23 protein-coding genes are annotated in these 21,511 nt (G+C 49.5%); 16 read left to right on the top strand and 7 right to left on the bottom strand.

Annotated features, from left to right (window positions below):
- Positions 1–52: 52 nt before the first annotated feature.
- From GRF55_RS09245 to GRF55_RS09230, 4 genes are all read right to left on the bottom strand, one after another.
- On the bottom strand, positions 53–304 hold the full coding sequence (locus GRF55_RS09245; protein ID WP_220368129.1) for a type B 50S ribosomal protein L31: 252 nt from the start codon (positions 302–304) through the stop codon (positions 53–55).
- Between the two features lie 107 nt (positions 305–411).
- Positions 412–2,187, bottom strand: coding sequence for a hypothetical protein (locus GRF55_RS09240; protein WP_220368128.1), 1,776 nt, complete (start codon positions 2,185–2,187; stop codon positions 412–414).
- A gap of 46 nt (positions 2,188–2,233) precedes the next feature.
- A complete protein-coding gene (locus GRF55_RS09235) occupies positions 2,234–3,574 on the bottom strand; it encodes a DUF5689 domain-containing protein (RefSeq protein ID WP_220368127.1) in 1,341 nt (446 codons plus the stop codon).
- 12 nt (positions 3,575–3,586) lie between these two features.
- Positions 3,587–6,187, bottom strand: a complete 2,601-nt coding sequence (locus tag GRF55_RS09230) for a TonB-dependent receptor (protein WP_220368126.1) — start codon at positions 6,185–6,187, stop codon at positions 3,587–3,589.
- Positions 6,188–6,332: 145 nt separating this feature from the next.
- On the opposite strand from GRF55_RS09230, the gene GRF55_RS09225 reads away from it, so the two are divergent.
- The 10 genes from GRF55_RS09225 (at position 6,333) to GRF55_RS09180 (ending at position 13,761) form a co-directional block, all read left to right on the top strand.
- Positions 6,333–7,385 (top strand): endonuclease/exonuclease/phosphatase family protein, encoded by a 1,053-nt coding sequence (locus tag GRF55_RS09225; protein ID WP_220369691.1) that lies wholly within the window; start codon positions 6,333–6,335, stop codon positions 7,383–7,385.
- A 39-nt stretch (positions 7,386–7,424) separates the two neighbouring features.
- Complete coding sequence (locus tag GRF55_RS09220) at positions 7,425–8,024, top strand: uracil-DNA glycosylase family protein (protein WP_220368125.1); 600 nt, start codon at positions 7,425–7,427, stop codon at positions 8,022–8,024.
- Positions 8,025–8,029: 5 nt separating this feature from the next.
- Positions 8,030–8,641 carry a uridine kinase gene (gene udk / locus GRF55_RS09215; protein WP_220368124.1) on the top strand — a complete coding sequence of 204 codons (612 nt, stop codon included), beginning with the start codon at positions 8,030–8,032 and terminating at the stop codon, positions 8,639–8,641.
- 57 nt (positions 8,642–8,698) lie between these two features.
- Positions 8,699–9,205, top strand: a complete 507-nt coding sequence (locus tag GRF55_RS09210) for a histidine phosphatase family protein (RefSeq protein ID WP_220369690.1) — start codon at positions 8,699–8,701, stop codon at positions 9,203–9,205.
- Between the two features lie 659 nt (positions 9,206–9,864).
- Positions 9,865–10,683 carry an ATP-binding cassette domain-containing protein gene (locus tag GRF55_RS09205; RefSeq protein WP_220368123.1) on the top strand — a complete coding sequence of 273 codons (819 nt, stop codon included), beginning with the start codon at positions 9,865–9,867 and terminating at the stop codon, positions 10,681–10,683.
- A gap of 35 nt (positions 10,684–10,718) precedes the next feature.
- Positions 10,719–11,504: a hypothetical protein gene (locus GRF55_RS09200; RefSeq protein ID WP_220368122.1), complete on the top strand. Its 786-nt coding sequence runs from the start codon at positions 10,719–10,721 to the stop codon at positions 11,502–11,504.
- Positions 11,505–11,517: 13 nt separating this feature from the next.
- Positions 11,518–12,276: a head GIN domain-containing protein gene (locus GRF55_RS09195; protein WP_220368121.1), complete on the top strand. Its 759-nt coding sequence runs from the start codon at positions 11,518–11,520 to the stop codon at positions 12,274–12,276.
- A 17-nt stretch (positions 12,277–12,293) separates the two neighbouring features.
- On the top strand, positions 12,294–12,638 hold the full coding sequence (locus GRF55_RS09190) for a GntR family transcriptional regulator (RefSeq protein ID WP_220368120.1): 345 nt from the start codon (positions 12,294–12,296) through the stop codon (positions 12,636–12,638).
- 59 nt (positions 12,639–12,697) lie between these two features.
- Positions 12,698–13,177 carry an RNA polymerase sigma factor gene (locus tag GRF55_RS09185; protein WP_220368119.1) on the top strand — a complete coding sequence of 160 codons (480 nt, stop codon included), beginning with the start codon at positions 12,698–12,700 and terminating at the stop codon, positions 13,175–13,177.
- Positions 13,178–13,197: 20 nt separating this feature from the next.
- On the top strand, positions 13,198–13,761 hold the full coding sequence (locus GRF55_RS09180; RefSeq protein ID WP_220368118.1) for a hypothetical protein: 564 nt from the start codon (positions 13,198–13,200) through the stop codon (positions 13,759–13,761).
- Between the two features lie 126 nt (positions 13,762–13,887).
- On the opposite strand, the gene GRF55_RS09175 is transcribed toward GRF55_RS09180, so the two are convergent.
- Positions 13,888–15,006: a hypothetical protein gene (locus GRF55_RS09175; RefSeq protein WP_220368117.1), complete on the bottom strand. Its 1,119-nt coding sequence runs from the start codon at positions 15,004–15,006 to the stop codon at positions 13,888–13,890.
- A gap of 332 nt (positions 15,007–15,338) precedes the next feature.
- The gene (locus GRF55_RS09170) at positions 15,339–16,121 is read right to left on the bottom strand and encodes a radical SAM protein (protein WP_220368116.1); all 783 of its coding nucleotides are present in this window, start codon (positions 16,119–16,121) and stop codon (positions 15,339–15,341) included.
- Between the two features lie 180 nt (positions 16,122–16,301).
- Here GRF55_RS09170 and GRF55_RS09165 point away from each other — a divergent pair, with 180 nt between their 5' ends.
- From GRF55_RS09165 to folK, 6 genes are read left to right on the top strand one after another with little or no spacing between them, the layout of a single operon-like run.
- Complete coding sequence (locus GRF55_RS09165; RefSeq protein ID WP_220368115.1) at positions 16,302–17,180, top strand: ABC transporter permease; 879 nt, start codon at positions 16,302–16,304, stop codon at positions 17,178–17,180.
- Between the two features lie 40 nt (positions 17,181–17,220).
- The gene (locus GRF55_RS09160; protein WP_220368114.1) at positions 17,221–17,463 is read left to right on the top strand and encodes a DUF3098 domain-containing protein; all 243 of its coding nucleotides are present in this window, start codon (positions 17,221–17,223) and stop codon (positions 17,461–17,463) included.
- Positions 17,460–18,263: an undecaprenyl-diphosphate phosphatase gene (locus GRF55_RS09155; protein ID WP_220368113.1), complete on the top strand. Its 804-nt coding sequence runs from the start codon at positions 17,460–17,462 to the stop codon at positions 18,261–18,263. The genes GRF55_RS09160 and GRF55_RS09155 overlap by 4 nt, the downstream gene beginning before the upstream one ends.
- Before the next feature lie 3 nt (positions 18,264–18,266).
- Positions 18,267–18,992 (top strand): tRNA pseudouridine(55) synthase TruB, encoded by a 726-nt coding sequence (gene truB, locus GRF55_RS09150; RefSeq protein ID WP_220368112.1) that lies wholly within the window; start codon positions 18,267–18,269, stop codon positions 18,990–18,992.
- Positions 18,993–19,003: 11 nt separating this feature from the next.
- Positions 19,004–20,122: a tRNA preQ1(34) S-adenosylmethionine ribosyltransferase-isomerase QueA gene (gene queA, locus GRF55_RS09145; RefSeq protein WP_220368111.1), complete on the top strand. Its 1,119-nt coding sequence runs from the start codon at positions 19,004–19,006 to the stop codon at positions 20,120–20,122.
- Positions 20,123–20,138: 16 nt separating this feature from the next.
- A complete protein-coding gene (gene folK / locus GRF55_RS09140; protein ID WP_220368110.1) occupies positions 20,139–20,570 on the top strand; it encodes a 2-amino-4-hydroxy-6-hydroxymethyldihydropteridine diphosphokinase in 432 nt (143 codons plus the stop codon).
- Positions 20,571–20,587: 17 nt separating this feature from the next.
- Here folK and GRF55_RS09135 read toward each other — a convergent pair whose 3' ends face one another.
- The gene (locus tag GRF55_RS09135) at positions 20,588–21,505 is read right to left on the bottom strand and encodes an endonuclease/exonuclease/phosphatase family protein (protein WP_220368109.1); all 918 of its coding nucleotides are present in this window, start codon (positions 21,503–21,505) and stop codon (positions 20,588–20,590) included.
- Positions 21,506–21,511: the final 6 nt, after the last annotated feature.

The following is a 21,511-nucleotide window of genomic DNA, read 5'->3' as shown; positions in this document are numbered from 1 at the left end:
CAACTACGTCGTGAATGCACCTCTATCGTCTTTGTAAATGAAATACGGTCTGTTATTTCTTGATCTTACCGTAGCGGTTCATGAAGCGATCCACGCGACCTGCCGTATCGACAAGTTTACTCTTACCTGTGTAGAACGGATGAGAGGTGCTGGAGATTTCTACTTTTACCATTGGGTAAGTTTCGCCTTCAAATTCCACCGTCTCGTTTGTTTTGCAAGTGGACCTTGTAAGGAACATATCGCCGTTGGACATGTCACGGAACACGACGGGGCGATAGTTTTCGGGATGAATACCTTTTTTCATTTTGTTTACTTGTTTCTATTGTTTATACTTAATATTTTCCTTTTGAGGGGTTTGGGCTGCAAAATTACGAAGAATTTTGCAGCCTGCCAAATTTTCAGTCTTTTTTCTTATTGCGCATAAGTGATTGTCACTTTCTTGATGCGGAATTGCGTACCTCCAGAAGTGCCTGTCCATTCGTTGACTATTGATACGGCATTACCCGAAAGTGTTGCCTCTGCTTGCTCATTACCAACGTATTTTGTTGATCCGTAGGTTGTACAATGCAACTTGATAGAATGGATATTTCCATTTGAAGGAGTGATTGTCAACTTGTTCTTCGCATACATACGAAGCTCATTGTAATCACCAGTATTCCAATATTTTGGAGTTGTTCCACCACCATTAACTGCAAATGCGAATGATACGCCATTGATGGTGAACGATGGGTTCTCTGCCTGGTGTGCCAGTCCGCAGGTTGTCAGGTCGTATTCAACCACGTTGCTGCTGGCGGTTGTTCCGCTGGCAGTGAACGTAACAATTGCATTGTCAGTGTCCACACTTCTTGTAAAGCCTCCGTCGGTCGTTCCACCACCGCCACTTCCGCCGCTGTTGAGCGAGTAGAGGTGTGCCTCTCCGGCTACGGTCTCGGGCGTGTTGCCTTTGTAGTTCATGAGTTTGCCGTAGATGACCACTTCGTCACCGACTTTGATATCTACCTTCTCACCAGTGTATTCATTGTACTTGGTGTTGTTCAGATAGAGAACGCGGAAACAGTAGAACTCGCCAGACTCGGTGCCGTCTTCAGAGATGTAGAAGGAAGCGTTTCCGTATGTGCCGCCGTCCGTATAGGTTCCCTTGGTGGCGATGCGTGAAATCTTACCCTTCACATATACGTTGTCAGTTTTGTCGTATTCAGTATTGGAGGTCCATGTCAGACCGCTTACGGCTTGAGCTGCGCCAAGCGGATTGTACGGATTGTTGAGTGTACCGTCGCCCTTTGCAGTTCCACCACCGCTGCCACCGTCGCCGGTATTGCCGTTGTGAGAGTATATATAGCCATTGCCTGCAGAGGTCTCAGGTGTCGTGCCTTGATAGAGCACCAGTTTAGCGCAGACGATGACTTCGTCGCCGACTTTGATGTCTGTCTTGGTTCCAGTATATTCGTTGTATTTGGTGTTCTTCAGATAGAGCACACGGAAGCAATAGAACTCGCCGGTTGCCTCACCACTGTCGGAGATATAGAAGGAAGCGTTTCCGTATGTGCCGCCGTCCGTATAGGTTCCCTTGTTGGCGATGCGTGAGATTTTACCCTTGATGTAGTATTCCTTATCGGTAACCACATCAGATTCCAGTGTCTTGCAGAAGAGGTTGGCTGCACCCGGAGTATATGGGTCTTCGAGTGTACCGGTTCCGCTGATTTCACCCATTCCGGCAGCACTCTCGCCGTTGAGGTAGTAGATGTAGTTGCCTTGTGTGAATTCGTATTCGCCGTTGCGGCTCACGAGTTTTCCGCAGATGATGACTTCGTCACCGGGTTTGATTTCGTTCTCAGAGATGAACTTTCTGTTGCCCAGTGCCAATCCGCGATATACCTGCAGCACGTTCTTTGCCGTACCGTCGTCGGAGATGGTGTAAGTAGCGTTTCCGTATTGTTTGATGTCCACCTCGCTGACGGAAACGATGATACCGCGTACATAGACAATCGCGTCACCGTCATTACCATCGGCAATGTATTTGTAGGCTCCAGCCACATTGAACGGGTCTTCTTCCGTTCCTTGTCCCAGTGGGCTGATGATGGAACCGCCGCCTTCCGACGGGTCATAATAAGGCGCCGGAACGTCTTCGCAACTTGTGAATGCCATGGCGAACACCAGGGCAAACAGTGAATAAAATAGCTTTTTCATATTCTAATCGTTTTTATTATTGTCTTTATATATATAATAATGTGTACTAATTGATGACCACATTCTTCACTTCCCAGTTTCCTGCTTTGGACTGAGGACTGGTATATTTGAATGCGATGCGGACGTTCTTATTGCCAGTATATGATGTGATGTCGCAAACTGCATCAACAAACTTGAAGTCGTTGGCAGGCCATGTGTCGATGTTGAGTTCGGTCCATGTGGCTGTGCTTGGCGCTCCAGAGTCGTAGTTGGTACTGATCCATACGGAGCAATCGTCCTTACATTCGCCGCCGAAGTAGTTGGCTGCGTGACTGAAAGAGAGTGTCGCTTTCTTCACACTGCTCAGGTCGATTGCCGGACTGATGAGCCAGCTCTCAGAAGCGTAGTTTACCTGATCTTTGTATGCAGATGCCAACATGCACGAATATCTTGCGTTGTGCGCCCAGATGTAACTCAATTCGCTTGGCATGTTGACGTTGACGATTGAGAACGAGCCTTGTCCTTCCAGGAACGTTTCGCTGAAGATGGCGGTCGGCATCACCTCAATGTCGTCGAGTGTGCGGATGAGAATCTGCCACGTGTTGCGATAGCGCGTGAAGATACCTGTGATGGAAAGTTCACCTTGCGGCATCACCTCGTTGGCAAACTCGGCGTATGTGCTTGTACGGAGCACCATGCTGCTCGAGCTGATGCCGGAGAATGCGCGGTTGGCAGCATTCGCCGTGAGTGAGATGGAACCGTCGTCGGGAGCAAAGACTGCTTTTCCGTCAGCGTCTTTCAGTCTCACGTTCTTGATGGTCATCAGTTTGCCGCAATTGGCTGCGATATAGTTTTCGTCGGCAATCTTGCTGATGTCGAAGGTGGTTGGCTTGATTGCTTCCGGGTCAGCCTTTCCAAAGAGTCTGTAATGGCTGTCCCAAGTGTATCGGCTCATGCGTCCGACGCTCTGTGCACCCGTTTTCGTATTGGTGTAGATACCACCGATTTCCGGCTGCATGCCGTATCCGCCGATGATAAGTCCTTTCAGAGAAACGAGCACCTGCTGTCCGACGGGCAGTGAACCGTAGAGTCCTGACTGGTTGATGCACACGAGGATGGCTCCCGTCTCATCTTGCAATGAGAATTCGTTATAGATATTTCCGCCGATGTCGTTTCCTGTTACTCGTCCGAGCAACTGAACATCTTCGGTGATTTCAGTCATGCCGCTATTGGCAATGACCGTAGCATATTTCTGTTTCAGCTGTTCAATCGTAATGACGTTGATTGCGTTGATATCCAGATTTCCGTAGGGGATTTCGCCCTCTTCCGGATCTGCGTAGCGCTCGCCCATACAAGATGCGAAGAGCGTGCAGACGAGTGTCAGTAAAATATATTTCAGTTCTTTCATATCTGTATGGTGTTAGAATTTGTAAGCAAGGTTAAGCATTCCGTTTGTTCCGAATACATAGTATTTCTTCGGTGTGAAGGAGTAAGCGCGGGTGTTGTTGAGTTCGCCGGTGCTGGTTGTGGTGTAGCTGCTTCGGCTCTGCTCGTATCCACCGCTCACAATCTTCCGGTTGTTTAGGATGTTTGCCACCATAAAATTGATGGAGAGCGACTGGTTGCGTCCGATGCGGATGTTCTTTCCGATGGAGCCGTCAATCATCCATCCGCCATGTCCCTTCGCTTGTTCGGGGATAGGTGCTTCGATGACTTTGATTTCCGCAGTGTTCGGGTCGATGAAGATGTCTTCCGTCTTACCGTAGTTCATACGCTTGATGGTCTCTCCGTAACGACGGTTCGGAGCGTATGAGAGATAGATGCGGTCGTAGTAGTTGGCATTGAGGTCGATGAACCATCCGCCCTGGTGGAAGCTCAGTCCAATGCTTCCTGCGGTGAGCGGTGTGCCACTCTCGCGCATACCTTTATTATATACGATGTCATCAATATATTCTCCCTTGGTTGAGAGCATGTAGCGCACCTTGGCATTGTTGAAATTCTTTGCGTCGCTGATGGTTCCGATGGTTACCAAGTCGAGGAATGAAGCGAGCTTGAAGCGCATACCGAGTTCCAAACCGTAATAGTGCTTCTTGATGTCTCTCATGCTCACGTAGGTGAATGAGTTCTCATCGTCGAAATAGAAGTTCTGCCATTCGGTCACGTTGGTCATGCGGTTGTAGTAAGCACTGAGGTTGGCGTGCAGCCAAGTGTTCTGATATTGGTAGCTGATTTCGCTGCTGAAGATACGTTCGTTGCGCAGGTTGTCCACGAAATCGTTACTCATCTCAGGTGAGACGAAAGCCGTCAGGATTTGCGGTGCTCGGTGCTCGTATCCCAAACCGACCATGAGTGTTCCGCCCTGACCGAACTTGGTGCTTGCGCTGGCTTTGACACCTCCGCTCACGAAGTCTGCTGCCTTGCTCTTACCGAACGAGAAGTCGGCAAACATACCGTTGCGCATGTGTCCTTTGCGCTGCATGCGGTCGTATGCCAGCTTGGCTGAAACGTTGTAATGGAGCGTTCCGTAGTTCTCCGTGAAGCTTGCCCACACGAGTCCTTTCTGTGCTTTCAGCGTGTAGTCGTATCCGAACTTGTCGCCTTCATAGACCAGTTTGCCGAGTCCGTTTGTCCCTGCGGTATTGAGGTCGTAGTGGATGCGTGGGTCGGAAGACGGATAGTCGCCCAATGTGTACGAGTTGATGTTGTGGAAGGTAGATGCTCCGAGCATGTCTTCCAGCGTCTGATAATGTCTTCCGAGGTTCTGTCCGAGTGTGAAGCCGACGTTCAGAGTCTTGTTCTTGTCGAGACGTGAGGTCAGTTTGGAAGACAGTGTGACTGTCGTGTTGTCGTTGTGTTTGGCTTGCAGATAGTAGAGGGCGTCTCTTCCGATGGCTGCTGCCTGCTTGTTGGCATAGTACAGCTTGTCCCAATTGATTTGGCGGTTTGCTTTCGATGCCGTCCAGAAGTTATATGCCGCCGTCCAGTCGGCAAGCGCCTGGTCTGTCCGGTTATAGTAATCGGTCTCATCCCATACGTTGAAGTAGCTGCTCGGCAGTGTCTTCCAGTAGTCGGGATGTGGATTTTCTGCGTTATTGTAATTGAGTTTCGTGCTCTTATAGCTGGAATATTTTCCGAAGAGTGACGTGGTGAGTCGATTGTTCTTGTTGATATCCCAGTCCCATGTGGCGATGGCTGATGGTGCGAAATCGTTCACTACGCGTGAATTGCGCTTGTGTCCATTCTGGTATCCCCAGTAAGGATTGTAATAATAGTCGTTTGCCAACCAGTACGCCTCATCGGTAGAAGCTCCCTGTGTGGAGCGTTCTGTGGGGTTGCCCCATGTGGAGATGGCGAGCGAGTGCCCATTGTTCCATCGTTTCTGCACGCCGAAGAAGTAGGAGAGGGCGTTGTAGAACGTACCTTCCGCATAACCTCTGTTAGCCCAGCGGTAGGTGACGTTTCCAGCGATGGCCCATCCGCGGCTGTTGAATCCGGATGCGTAGGTGTACATGCCGCGCAGCGTGTAGTTACGGTTGGCAGCACTCAGTGTCAATCGGTGTCCAGCTGCCATGCTTCCGGCGCGGAAGTCGTAATTGTTGCTTCCTGCCATTCCTGTCATTGAGAATGTGTTGTCCTCAAATGGCAGGGAGAAGTCAACGTTACGGGTCTGTTGATTCAGACCGCCGACCATTGAATAGCGGAACTGTCCGCTTTCCATGTCGTTCATCGGTGCACCGTTGATGTACACATCATTGTATTTCTGATTGAGTGCGCGATAACGGAAACGTACGGGTGAGAAAAGGAATCCCACCTCTGACGCATACACATTGCTGTTCGAGTTTAAGATGGTGACGTTGTCTGTCATGTCGTTATCCTCTCCCAACTGTGCTTCAGTAAAGGTGAAAGCCGATTCGTCCATCGGTTCAATGGTCTGCTCAGTGTTGTTCTTTTTAGTATTTTGAGCAAACGCCATTGATGCACAACAAAAGGCTAACACCGCAAGTTTCAGCTTGTTCTGCATAGTGTTTGATAAATTTGTTATAGTTTAGGGTGCAAAGTTAGGAAAAAAAATAAAAAAAGGACCTACAATCAATACTTTTTTTCCAAAAACTGCAATTTATTCGGAATAATTGCCGATATTTGCAAAAAAATAATACAAAAGCATGATGAAAAAGCAAATATTTCTCTTTTTGACGGTCCTGTTGTTCGGCGTTTCAGCATCGGTGCAAGCCCAGAAAAGCTTTTCTGTTTACGGGATTGGATTCTATAACTTGGAAAACCTGTTTGACATAACGCATGACGAGGGGAAGAACGATTATGAGTTTCTTCCTGATGGAACCAATAAATGGACGGAAATGAAGTACACCAATAAGCTTCACAACATGGCGACAGTCCTTGCTGAAATGGGGACCGACGTGTTGGCGAATGTAGGGTGTGCGGTCATTGGTGTGAGTGAGGTGGAGAACGCGCATTGCCTGGCAGATTTGTGCGAGCAGCCGGAGCTGAAGGCACGTAATTTCCAGTTTGCGCACATTGAGGGTCCCGACCGTCGTGGCGTGGACTGCGGGTTGCTCTATAATCCGTCATTGTTCGAGGTGCGCGACATGACGTTGGTGCCTTATGTGTATGAACTTCCTGCCGACAGCAATCGTGCCACGCGCGGTTTCCTGACCGTCAGCGGAACGCTTGCCGGCGAGCATGTGGCGTTTATCGTGTGCCACTTGCCGAGCCGTTTTTCCGGTTCTTATTACAGGGAGTTGGGTGCTAAGCAGATACGGGTGGTCAAGGACTCCCTTCTCCGCGAAGACCCTGCTTGCAAGGTCTTTGTCATGGGCGACATGAATGACGACCCGACGAACAAAAGCATGTATGACGAGCTCGGGGCGAAAGAGGATATGGAGAAAGTAGGCGAGGGCGACCTGTACAATCCGTGGTACAATGTGCTCGTAAAACAAAATACCGGAACGCTGAGATATGACGGCAAATGGAATCTTTTCGACCAGATTGTGATGACTCCGAATGCTGTCAACAAAAAGGGTGAGAAGGATTTTTCTACTTTGAAATTCTGGAAAAGTCAGATATTCCGTCGTGACTATCTCTTCCAGACCGATGGAAAATATAAGGGCAATCCGAAGCGTACACACGCAGGAGGCGTCTGGCTGAATGGCTATAGCGACCACCTGCCGGTTGTCGTTTATATGGTAAAGGAAAGGCAATAAGCAAAAAACAGGGCGGACTTTTGTGTCCGCCTCTTTTTTATGGTTGCAACGATAGAACGTCATCCGCTGACTCCATTCCTGCCGAAGGGAACGCGCCTGCTGATGCTCGGCAGCTTCCCGCCGGCACGCCACAGGTGGTGTATGGAGTTCTTCTATCCGAACTTCACCAACGATATGTGGCGCATCTTTGGAATCTGTTTCTTCGGAGACAAGTTGCATTTCGTGGATGAGCAGGAAAAAGCCTTTCGGAAAGAGGCACTTGAGCGTTTTCTGACGGTTGCGGGAATCGGGCTCTATGACACAGCCGTTTCCGTGCGCCGATTGAAGAATACGGCATCCGACAAGGATTTGGAGATAGTGGAGGAGACTGACATCAAGGCGCTTCTGCGCGAACTGCCCGAATGTGGCGCGATAGTGACAACAGGACAGAAGGCGACCGACGTCGTATGCCGGCAATTCGAGACCATAGCCCCCACAGTCGGTGCGTATGCTGATGTTACCTTCGGTGGGCGCCACCTGCGGCTGTATCGGATGCCGAGCAGTTCGCGTGCCTATCCGATGCGCCTGGAGCAGAAAGCGGCATTCTATAAGGAAATGTTCGACAGAGAAGTTAGCGAGATTTTAAAATTAAAACGATAGAAGATATGACCATTATTGGAATAGCTGGTGGTACAGGCTCAGGAAAAACCACCGTCGTCAGGAAAATAGTCAACGCCCTGCCGCCTCACTACGTGGCAGTGGTTCCCCTTGACTCGTACTATAACGACACGTCGCACATGACCGAAGAGGAGCGGCACGCCATCAATTTCGACCACCCCGATGCGTTCGACTGGAAGTTGCTCAATCGCCATCTGAACGACCTTCGAAACGGAATCGCCATTGAGCAGCCCACCTATTCCTACATCCTCTGCAACCGTTTGCCGGAGACTGTTCACGTGGAGCCGAAACCTGTCATCATCGTTGAGGGAATCATGATGCTCATCAATAAGAAACTGCGCGACATGATGGACCTGAAAATCTACGTGGACACCGATTCCGATGAGCGGCTCATACGCAACATCCAGCGCGATGTGGTGGAGCGCGGACGAACGGTCGATATGGTCTTGGAGCGCTATCTGCAAGTGCTTAAGCCGATGCATGAGCAATTCATCGAGCCGACGAAGAAATATGCCGACCTCATCATTCCGCAAGGAGGCGAGAATCTGAAAGGTATTGGAATCCTTTGCAAATATATCGAAGGCTTGGTGAATGTCTGAAACTGCATCATCGGAAAGCAAACGCAACAGATGTGCACGGCTTTAATAGACAGAATGATGGTGAAATTGATACTGGTGCGTCACGGTGAGACGGTCGATAATGTGAACCAAGTGCTGCAAGGACAGACGCAAGGCATGCTGAACGAGCATGGCAGGCGCCAGGCGCAGCAGTTGTGTGAGCATCTGGCAGGTCAGGCGATAGATGTCTTTATGTCGAGCGATTTGGAACGGGCTGTAGAGACCTGTCGGATTATCGCTGAACCGCATGGGGCACCTGTCGTGACAACACCTCTGTTGCGGGAGCGTGACTGGGGCGGTTTCACGGGCGAGTACATCCCCGACCTGAAAGACAAAGTGTGGCCGGCGGATGTGGAAACGCTGGAGAGTCTGAAAGGGCGCGCCGCATCGTTTCTCAACGAGTTGCGTGCGGAGTATGCCGGGAAGACCGTGTTGGCTGTCGGTCACGGCATTATCAACAAAGCCATCCAGTCGGTGCTGTACGACAAGCCGATGAACGAAGTGGACAAGATGGGGAATGCAGAGGCGAGGGAGTTGATAATCTGACCTTCCGACACGGGTGTTCGGCGATAATCGGAACTGAAACAATTCCCTGCATAAACATACAGGAAAAGACGTATAAATATGTAGTTGAACTTTCGTTTTTCAAAAGTTCAACTTTTAGAACGCAAAAGTTCAACTTTTAGGCGCTGAAAGTTGAACTTTTACAAGCCAAAAGTTCAACTTTTGGAAAGCAATCCTTAACTTATTGAGATACAACATCTTACGGATGAGAGTGTGAAACATTTGCCTGTGTATAAATATACAGCTTCTGACTTTCATCCAAAAAAACACTATTTTTTTATCTTTTTTCGAAAAAAAACGAGAAAAAATTTGGAGGATTCAAAATAAAACCATACTTTTGCAGTGTACTATTCAACTATTACACTATATAGCTTGATGAAATTGACTTCCTGAACAGTGCCTTACACCTTATTATATATATAGGAAGGGGGATTGAAAACAGGCGAAAGACTGAAGGCAGGGGGCGATAAAAAACAGGAGACAGGAGCCGAAAAGGTTGAAGGTGAGGGCAGTAAAGACTGGAACCGGAAACCTGAAAATCTGAAAAAAGGGGAGCGAGAAGAGCGAGCAATCCTAAAATCAAGAAGCAGGGAACTGTCTCAAGAGAACTGAAATATTCACAACTAAAAACATAAAAGAATATGATTGAAGTAAAAAACATGAATTATCACTATGCCGGTTCACGGCATCAAGTGTTCCGCGATTTCAACTTGTCACTCCAAGAGAATCGCATCTATGGTCTGCTGGGCAAGAACGGAACGGGTAAGAGCACCTTGCTCTATCTCATTTCGGGACTGCTCCGCGCGCAATCGGGCGAGGTCTCCGTCGATGGAGTGCCAAGTAAGAAGCGCATGTCTCAGACGCTGAGTGAGGTATTCATCGTGCCCGAGGAGTACGATCTTCCCAACATGTCGCTCAAGACGTTCATCAAAATCAACCGCCCGTTCTATCCTCGTTTCAGCGAGGAGGTGCTCAACAAGTGTCTCACCGCTTTCGAGATGCCCACCAAGCTGCATCTGAAAAAGCTGTCGATGGGTCAGAAGAAAAAGGTCTATATGAGTTTCGCCCTCGCCACCGGCACCCGTTTCCTGCTGATGGACGAGCCGACCAACGGGCTCGACATCCCTTCGAAGAGTCTTTTCCGCCGCGTGATTGCCGAGAACATGACCGACGACCGCACGCTCATCATCAGTACGCATCAGGTGCACGACGTGGAGCAACTGCTCGACCACGTGATGATTCTCAGTCAGTCGGGACTTATCTTCGACATGCCGACGGGCGAAATCGGCGAAAAATTCACTTTCGCATTGCGCCAGCCGGGCGATTCCGATGCCGATATCCTCTATTGCGAGCCGTCACTGCAAGGCAATGCCTGCATCAGTCGTCGGAAGGCGGGCGATGCCGAAACGCAAATCAACCTCGAACTGCTGTTCAATGCAGCCACGATGGGAAAACTTTAAACCGATAATCCTTTTTTAAAAAAACATTCACAACCATGAAGAATTCATTCAACATATCAAGATTCTGGCAAGTTCTCAAATGGACCTTTGCCAACAACCGCCAGTCGGTGGTGAAGATGCTGTGGATATGGACAGCCATTTTCGTGTGCTATTTCCTGTTCACCCTATTCCATTATTCCAGCATTCATCTCGTCACGAGCGGTGCTATGGGACTATTCGTCGGCATTTTCTTCACCCTGCTCATCGTCTTTCCGAGTCTCACGCTGAAGAGTATCAATAAGAACCGACAGCACAGACTGAACACGCTCATGCTGCCGGCAACTAACACAGAAAAATTTCTGTCGCTAATCATAACGGTCTTCTGCACTTATATTCTCACGATGATTGCAGCATTTCTCATTGCCGATGGCGTGCAGTTCCTCGTATCCACCATCTTCCGCCTCAACGATACAGGATTCGTAACGGCAAAACTCTACCAAGCATATATGTCAAACCGTATGGCCGGTACTAATGTGGGGTCTCAAGATATGCTTTTCAGCACCATGCTGACAATTTGGGTAATCTCTGTCTATCTGCTCGGAGGAATGTTCTTCCGTCGTTATGCGTGGCTGTTTGTCTCGCTCGGTTTCTTCTTGATCCTCATGGCAATCGGCTACTTTGGGAGCCGCTACGAGCCCGACTATATGATAGAGATAGACAAGGACGCATTCCTCTATGGTGCCAGCCTCGTTTTAGCCATCCTTTCGCTGCTGAACGTATGGCTCTCTTACCGGCTCTTCTGCCGTCTGCAACTTATCAACCACAAATGGATTAACATTTAAACATTATAAGACTATGAACAGAATTAACAACAGCATCATACTCGCACTCGTGTGCATCACATTCAGCGCTTGCCGTATCGTTCACAAAGACATGTCAGGCCCGCTCGTCACAAAGGACTTTCAGGTGTCATCGTTCGAGAAAATCAAGCTCTATGGACCGAATAACGTCTTCTTCAAGCGGAGCGACACCATCAAGGTGTATGCCGTCACCACTGAAAAGATGATGGAAGAACTGAGGATTTTCACGGAAGGGAATACGCTGGTCGTTACTACCGAAGAGCGGAGAAACGTCATCCGCATCGGAAACGCAGGAATTTCTGCTGACATCTACGTCCAGGCACCGTCGCTCTCCATGATACAAATCACCGGTAGCGGCACCTTCGAATGCTCCGACTCGCTCAGTCCGGAGAAGTTCAGTGCCAACGTTACAGGCAGCGGCGATATTCGCATGGGAGACATCGTTTGCAAAAGCGCTGACATCTCAATTACCGGCAGTGGCGACATCAGGCTCGGAACGCTTTCCGCCAACCGCGCCAGCGTAGCCATCAGCGGCTCGGGCGACATCACCATGAGTGAGAAGGACGTGCAAAAAACCGACATTTCTATCACGGGAAGCGGTGATATCGAAATGGCACTCGACAACTGTGACGAAGCTGTTGCCACCATTTCAGGTTCGGGCGACATCACTCTCACCGGTACGCTGAACAAATTGAAGAAATCAGTGAGTGGCAGTGGAGAAATCACTACACAGGGACTGACCATCAGAAAATGACAAAAACACTTACAGATATGACATTCAGTAACGACAAGGCCATCTATCTCCAAATGGCAGACCGCCTCTGCGACGAGATTCTTGCCGGTAACTACAAGGACGATGAACGCATCCCGAGCGTCAGAGACTATGCCGTCATGCTCGAAGTGAACATCAATACGGCAGTCAAGGCGTACGAGGAACTGGCACGTATGAACATAATATACAACCGCCGGGGACTCGGATATTTCGTCACGCCCGGTGCCCGTGAGGAAATTCTTCGCTCACGGCGCGAGACATTTCTCAACGAAACCCTTCCTGAAGTGTTCCGGCAGATGGAGCTGCTGGGGCTTGATGCCGAAGAGGTGTTTAAAAGGAAATGACTATTTCGTGTAGTTTTTGAGGAACATCTGAGTCTAACACATAAAAGACCGTTAACAAAATGGCGACAAAGACAACGAGCGAAACCGACTTCGAACGAATCGTGAGGGAGCATAAAAGCACCATCTACACCGTGTGCTACATGTTCTCCAACGACCAAGACGAGGTGAACGACCTCTTCCAGGAGACGCTCATCAACCTGTGGCGGGGATTCAATAAGTTCGAGGGACGTGCGAACATCCGCACGTGGATTTATCGCGTCAGCCTGAATACCTGTATCAGCATCCATCGCAAGAAGAAAAGGATGAAGACGCTGCCGCTCTCGATGGACATCAATCTGTTCGAAGACCGCGACGAGGACACCCGACAGATAGACCTCCTCCGACACCGCATCAGCCGTCTGCAGCCGTTCGACCGCGCCATCGTACTCCTATGGCTCGAGAATCTTTCTTACGACGATATCGCTGCCATCACAGGCATCAGCGTCAAGAATGTGTCCGTCAAGTTGGTCAGAATCCGTGAACAACTCAAAAAGATGTAAAACCTCAAAAACTACACGATATGGAACAGAACCATGAATTTGAGGAGATGAAACGCCAACTCGAGCTCCTCAAAGAAAAACTCGACAGGCAGACCATCATCAACGACAAGATGTTGCGCGGCAAACTGAAAAACGTGTCGCGCACCATCAACTACTCTGCATACGCCACCTTGCTCATAGCCCTCGTCATGACGCCCATCACCTACGTCATCTTCAACCGCGAACTGCAGCTGCCACTCTATTTGTGGGTCACGCTCACGGTCATCATGTTCGCTGGAACTGTTGCCGACCACGTGCTGCGGCGAAGCATACGCGACATACAGCAGCATGACCTCACAGCAGCGGGACAGGAACTGTCAAGATTCCGTCGCCGATACCTGCGCTACGAGATGATTTCGTTCCCCATCGCCATCGCATTCTTTGCCCTGTTCATCTACGAACTGGCGCAACGCTGGCAGTTCACCGACCTCACCAAGGGACTCATCTTCATGGCAATCGGCATCATAGCAGGCATCGTCATCAACCTGCGTTTCTTCAAGCAAATGTCCGAATTGCAAAAACAGATAGAAGAAGCAAAAGACTGAGCAGATGGCGTGGGCATCCTCGTCGGGCACGCGTTTGGCACATAAAAACAGAAAAAAGGGAAACCTATCCATCGTAGGTTTCCCTTTTTCTGTTTGTATTGATGATTGAATACAGTTTTTTCTTTGTTATCTGCGTCCGCCGAAATGTCCGCCGCCACGGCTGCCAGATGAACCGCCTCCGAACGAGCCGCGGCTGCCTGACGAACGTGAACTGCTGCCGAACGAACTACGACTGCCCGATGAATGTGAACTGCTTCCGAACGAGTTGCGGCTGCCAGATGGGCGCGAGCTGCTGCCAAATGTGCTGCGTGTGCTGCTCGACGGTGCTGTTGCCGTTGGGCGCTCTCGGTGCGATGATGAAGACCTGTTGTAAACATCTCCGCTTCTCGAGCCGTTAAATCTGCGGTTGTCACTGTTCGTTACGGTCGTGCGGGTAGAACTCTCACGTCCGTTAGGATTGTTGGAACGTCCGACGCCGTTGTTCTGGTTGCGGTCATTGTTGTTTCCGAAAGTGCGGTTGTTCTGCCCGCGGTTGTCGTCGTTTCCGAAGCGGCTGTTGTCACGGTTGTTGTCACGTGAGCCGAAGCGTCCTTCATTGCGGTTGTTGTCATGGTTGTTGTCACGCGAGCCGAAGCGTCCTTCGTTGCGGTTGCGGTCATTGTTGTTCCCGAATGTGCGGTTGTCCGGTCGGTTGTTACGCCCAAAGTCTTTGTTGTGACCATTGCGGTCCCTGCGGTCGAAGTGGTCGCGCATGCCGGTGTGATGCCCGCTGTGGCGTGGTCTCAGGTCGCGTCCGTGATACCAGCTGCGTCCGCCGTTCATGCGCCAGCTGTGACCGCCGCGATAGACTGTCCAGAAAGTGGGTCTTCCGAAATAGAGATAGGTGCGATGCGGATAGCGCGCATAGACAGCGAAGTGCCAATAGCCGGCATCCCAGTAGAGTGGGCGATAGAAATAGGCTGCATCGCAGAATGCACGGTATTGCCAGTCGAGCAGGATATAGCTCATGTCCAGGTTACGCTGACGCCAATACATCCCATAGAGGTCATCCCGGGTGTTGATACTCATCAGGTAATCGAGGTTGATTTCGTAAACTGCTTCATATTGTTCCTCCGTGAGGTTCAGTTCGTATGCCATCTTGTCGGCAAGGAACAGAGCTTGCTGACGTGCTTGTTCGTAGCTCATGGCATTGGCTGCTATTGTCAGTGTGAACAGTGCGACAATGGTTAAAATTAACTTTTTCATAATCGTATGTTTTTTAGTTCATAAATTCGTTTTCACACTGCAAAGAAAAGAATAATCAAGTGCATGTGAAAAGGATTTTCCCTAAACTGGGAGGGGAAAATCCCTATTGTTGTATTTCGGTGGTATTCCGTGCTCTCTAAAACTGCTCTTTAGCTCATGTACGGGTGCATTTTCTCCAACCAAATCAACTTGATTTGGTCATCAATTCAACTTGATTTGTTTTGTGAAAGTTCGACTTCTGAAAACCAAATTCACTGAATTTACTCACCAAATTCACTGAATTTGGTCATCAATTTCACTGAATTTGGTGTTATGAAGTGCAGAAAATGCGGTCAGTATGATGCCGTGCAAGGTATGCCAAGTGCCGTGACGCGGTCGCGGATGCTGTCGAGTTCTTCGCGAGAAGCTTTTTGGAGTGTCTGTTGCGGTGTCTCGCGGTCGATGGTATAAATCATGACATCTTTCGGGGCGATGCGTTTCAGTGCTTCCAGCCATGGTGTGACAAACTCGTCTCCGGTGTTGTTGACATCTTCTCCCGTGCCTGTCGTTCCTTTGAGAAACATGGTCTGTATGGTGACGTGCCCGTGGAAGAGTCTCAGTTGTTCGATGACCTCCTCCACGTTGTAGCGGTTGCTGACGGGGCGGTCCACCTTTTTAATATATTCGGCAGACACGGTGTCGAGTTTCTGGATGTTGTTGTCGATACGCATTAGTGCCTCTCTCACTTTGGGCAGATGGATGCGTGTGGCATTGCTGAGTACAGACACTTTCGCTTTCGGGAAATAGCGGTCGCGCAGTTGCAGCGTGTCGCCGATGATTTCGGGGAAGTCGGGGTGTGCCGTCGGTTCGCCGTTTCCTGCAAATGTCAGTACGTCGGGAGGTGTGCCGTCGGTTTCCATCTCTTGCAACTTCGCTTCGAGGGCAGCAGCGACTTCCTTTCGTGTGGGGCGCAGGAGGTGTGGGGGGAAGTCTTTGTTGAACCCGCATTCACAGTAAATGCAGTCGAAGGTGCATATCTTCCCGTCTGCAGGCATCAGGTTGATGCCGAGCGATGTGCCCAATCGTCTGCTGTGGACGGGACCGAAAATAGGTGAGGGGAAAATAATCGTACTCATAATGTCTGTTCGTGTGAAACTTCGTATTAAATTTCGTGCAAATTTAAGAAAATAATCGGGAATGCGGGACGGATGTGAAAATAATCACTTAGTTTAGCGTTAATAGTAGTTAAAGTCTCGTTTAGAATGATTTTTTTTCGTTACTTTGCAAGAAATTTGGTGTATTATATCCTTTTTGGAATGGGAAAGAAACATAAAAAATCCCGCAGTCACATAGGATTGCAGGATATTACTTTGTGCATAAGCACGGCTATGGTGCTGGTCTTGCTGGGACTGGTGGTCCTTACTGTTTTTACGGCTCGGAACCTCTCGGCAAAGGTGAAGGAAGATTTTACGATTACGCTGATGCTGGGTGACGACATCACGCAGGGAGAAGCGAAGGCGGTATGCAAAGAGCTCCAGTCGCGTCCGTACATCAGTGGCATGCAGTATATCAGTAAGGAACAGGCATTGGAAGAAGGAAAGAAGGCTCTCGGGGCTGACCCCTCCGAGTTTGTCGGCGTCAATTTCTTCCCTCCCTCGGTGGAGATGCAGCTGAAGGCTGACTATGCCAACAGTGATTCGTTGAAGTGGATTACGGCAGAGCTGGAGAAGAATCCCAAGATTGCGGAGATAGAGTTTCCGCAGGATTTGATAGATAGCGTGAACTATACGCTGCGCAACGTGATTATCGTTCTGCTGGTGTTGGCAGCGCTGCTGACTTTCATCTCGTTCGTGCTCATCAACAATACGGTTCGCCTCGCAGTTTATTCCCGTCGCTTCGGCATTCATACGATGAAGCTGGTCGGCGCGTCGTGGGGATTCATCCGTAAGCCGTTTATGAGCCGCGCCTTCAAGCAGGGCTTGTTGGCAGGTTTCCTAGCTGTCGTGGTCTTGGGCATCGGGCTTTATGTGTTCTATATGCAAGAGCCGGGCGTCTTGACGATTATCACGCCCGAGGTGATGGCAGTGACGGCAGGTGCGGTCCTGTTGTTCGGCATACTGATTACCTGCCTTTGTTCATGGCTGTCAGTCAACAAGTTCCTGCGCATGACTGCCGGTGATTTGTATAAGATATAGGCGTATATAATATAATGTAACACTTAATAGCAATCGAAATATGGATAAGAGAAATCTCGCTTTTGATAAAACAAACTTTATTTTGCTCCTTGCAGGCATGGTGCTGGTTATCCTCGGTTTTATACTGATGGGTGGCAGTGGGACGACAGAGACGGAGTTTAACCCCGACATCTTCAGCGTGAGACGCATCAAGGTGGCTCCGGTTGTCTGCTTCATAGGCTTTGTGTCAATGATTTATGCTATCATGCGTAAGCCAAAAGAAACGAAAGAGGAGGATAAATGAGCGAGTTTGAAGCATTGATTTTGGGACTGATTCAGGGGCTGACGGAGTATCTCCCGGTTTCAAGCAGCGGCCATCTCGCAATCGGTTCGGCATTGTTCGGCATCGACGGTGAGAGCAACCTGACCTTTACGGTTGCCGTGCATGTGGCGACCGTATTGTCCACGCTCGTCATACTTTGGAAAGAAATAGACTGGCTGCTGAAAGGGTTGTTCAAGTTTGAACTGAACGAAGAGACCCGCTATGTGATAAACATTGTCGTGTCAATGATACCAATAGCCATCGTCGGCTTCTTCTTCAAAGACAAGGTGGAGGAAATCTTCGGCTCCGGGCTGCTGATTGTCGGTCTGATGCTCTTGCTGACAGCCAGTTTGTTGGCATTCTCATACTACGCAAAGCCCCGCCAACGTGGGAAAATCACGATGAAGGACGCCTTCATCATCGGCATTGCACAGGCTTGTGCCGTGATGCCGGGACTGTCGCGTTCAGGCAGTACGATAGCCACAGGACTGCTGTTGGGAAACAAAAAGGAAAAATTGGCGCAGTTCTCATTTCTGATGGTCATCCCGCCAATCCTTGGTGAGGCACTGCTCGACATAAAGAAAACGATAGAAGGCAGTGCGGAAGCCGCTGTGGGAAAGATAGAACTGCTGCCACTCATCATAGGTTTTACGGCAGCATTCGTTGCGGGTTGTTTCGCATGTAAATGGATGATTAACATTGTCAAGAAAGGAAAGTTGATTTATTTCGCCATATACTGTGCCATTGTTGGTACAATCACTTTAGTCAGTACATTCTTTTAATCAATGAATTTCCAGGAAGGAGAGATTATCTGTATCGATAAACCTTACGGCATGTCCAGCTTCGGAGCTTTGGCACATGTTCGCCATCGGCTGTCCCGACATCTTGGAGTGAAGCGGTTGAAGACGGGACATGCGGGGACGCTCGACCCGTTGGCGACGGGTGTACTGATTCTCTGCACGGGAAAAGCCACCAAGCGCATCGGGGAATTGCAGGCGCACGTCAAGGAATATGTCGCAACGCTGCAACTGGGTGCTACCACGCCGAGCTATGATATGGAACACGAGGTGGACGCCACCTTTCCGACAGCGCATATCACGCGGACACTCATTGAGGAGACGCTTCTGCAGTTTGTCGGAGAGATACAACAGATACCGCCAGCCTATTCCGCTTGCAAGATAGACGGAAAGCGGGCATACGAACTGAAACGCAAAGGGAAAGAGGTGGAATTGAAACCCAAAATCCTGAATATTGACGAGATAGAACTGACCGATTTCGATTCCGAACTGATGCAGATGAGCATACGGGTGGTGTGTAGTAAAGGTACATATATCAGGGCTCTTGCACGGGATATTGGGGAGGCGCTTGGAAGTGGAGCCTATCTGACCGCTTTGCGCCGTACACGTGTCGGGGATGTCAGGGTGGAAAATTGCCTGACGCTCGACGAATTTCCCAAATGGTTGGAGCAACAAGAGATTGTTCCTTATGAAGAAACGAATAAAACACAATAAACGAGAAAGATATGAAACTGTCACAATTCAAATTCAAATTGCCAGATGAGCAGATTGCACTCAATCCGACTTACCACCGGGATGAATGCCGTTTGATGGTGTTGCATCGGAAGTCAAAGACAATCGACATGTACAAGACCGATGAAAACGGGAAACCTCTGAAGGACAAGAAGAAAAAGCCCGTATTCCTCGATTTCCGCAATGTGCTTGACTATTTCGACGACGGCGATGCGTTTATCTTTAACGACACGAAGGTTTTCCCAGCCCGGTTGTACGGCACGAAGGAGAAGACCGATGCCAAGATAGAAGTGTTTCTTCTCCGTGAACTGAACAGGGAAATGCGGTTGTGGGACGTGTTGGTGGAGCCTGCGCGCAAGATTCGAATCGGCAACAAACTGTTTTTCGATGAGAGCGGAACGATGGTGGCAGAAGTGATTGACAATACCACCAGCCGTGGTCGCACGTTGCGCTTTCTCTACGATTGTCCGCACGATGAATTTAAGCGCGAGCTCTACGCGCTCGGAGAAGCACCGCTGCCCAACTATATCGTAAGCCATCGGAAGGCAACACCTGAAGATTTGGATGACTTCCAGTGCATATACGCAAAGAATGAAGGTGCCGTCACGGCGCCTGCATCCGGCTTGCATTTCAGTCGTGAACTGATGAAGCGCATGGAAATCAAAGGCATCAACTTTGCGTTTATCACACTTCATTGTGCACTTGGCAATTTCCATAGCATTGAAGTGGAAGACCTCACCAAGCATAAGATGGACAGCGAGCAGATGTTCATTGAAAAAGAAGCATGTGATATCGTGAATAAGGCGAAGAAAGCCGGAAAACATGTCTGCGCCGTAGGAACGAGCGTGGTGAAGGCAACAGAGACGGCAGTAGGAACCGACGGGTTGCTGAAGGAATATGACGGATGGACCAACAAGTTCATCTTCCCGCCCTACGATTTCGGACTTGCTGACTCCATGATAGCCAACTTCTATCATCCTTACTCCACACTTCTCATGTCAACGGCGGCTTTCGGCGGCTATGACTTGGTGATGGAGGCATACGACTTGGCGCTGAAAAACGATTATCGTTTCGGTTGTTATGGCGATGCGTTGCTGATTCTTAACGACTAATCTTAAAGGAGAGGCTTTGCATACCGTATATCTTGGACTCGGCTCGAATCTTGGTGCGAAGCGCCGACATCTTCGTCGTGCCGTGACACTGATTAAAAAGCAGATTGGTGCAGTAGTGCGCCAATCTGCTTATTTTGTTTCCAAGCCCTGGGGATTTGAATCGCCCAACGACTTTGTGAATATTGCTGTTTGTTGTGAAACCTTGCTTTCACCGCATGAACTTCTTGAGCGCACGCAAGCCATTGAACGGGAAATGGGGCGGACCCACAAGTCGGTTGACGGCGTTTACCATGACCGCATAATCGATATTGATATCCTTCTTTACGATGACCTGCATGTCGATGATCCCGACTTGAAAATACCGCATCCGTTGATGTTTGAACGGGATTTTGTCATGGTGCCTTTGCGGGAGATTTGCAACGACATTCCCAGTCCCGATTTGGGTTGAATGCAAACCGCCGTCTCCTACTTCTTGAAATTCAATCGCACAAAGACGGGATAGTGGTCGGACGGCAAGCGTATTTTGCCAGTTTTGAAACCTATCTCCCGTGGAGCATCATGTCCTTTCCCCTCCGTAGTATGCTCGTCGGTTGTCCAATAGGTACTGGTCATCACCCCGTAGTTCTCAACCTCAAACTTCGGCGAAACGAAGACGTGGTCAATGCGGCTGTCGGTCATCAGATAAGGATTGAAACTGTTGAACGTGCCGTTCTCCGCAAAACGTTGCCGGGCATAAGTGTAGGAGTCTTTCAGGATATTCGATTGGGCAAATGTCTGGTAGATTTCGTTATATTGGTCAACGTTGAAATCGCCCGTTAAGATAGCAGGATGTTTCCCCCCGGTGATTTCTTTTATCTTGCTTACGACCAGCCGTGCAGCCTCTCTTCGTGCAACAATTCCGACGTGGTCCATGTGCAGGTTGAAGAAATAGAATTTCAGTTTGGTCTTCTTGTCTTTGAACAGTCCCCACGAGCAGATGCGCACACATGCAGCATCCCATCCGAGTCCTGGTCGGTCGGGTGTTTCCGAGAGCCAGAAGTGTCCTTCCTTGAGAAGCCGAATCTTGTCTTTCCGATAGAAAATGGGTTCGAATTCGCCAGCTTCTTTCCCGTCGTCGCGACCGATGCCGATGTGGGCATAGCCGGGCAGCGTGCGGTCGAAATCGTGTAATTGGCTCACTAACACTTCCTGTGCACCGAAGATGTCGGGTCGCATGAAGTTGATTTGGTCGCTGATAACCTGGCAGCGCTTTCCCCAATAGTCGCCGTTGATGGAGTCGTGGTTGTTCTTGTAGCGGATGTTGTATGAACCGACGAAAAGCGACTGTGCCGCTGCTGTCATGCAGAGAATCAGGAAAAACAATATGGTTCCTTTTCTTTTCATGTCTTT

Source organism: Prevotella sp. Rep29 (assembly GCF_019551475.1).
Taxonomy (GTDB): domain Bacteria; phylum Bacteroidota; class Bacteroidia; order Bacteroidales; family Bacteroidaceae; genus Prevotella.
This window is presented reverse-complemented; position numbering and strand designations above follow the sequence as displayed.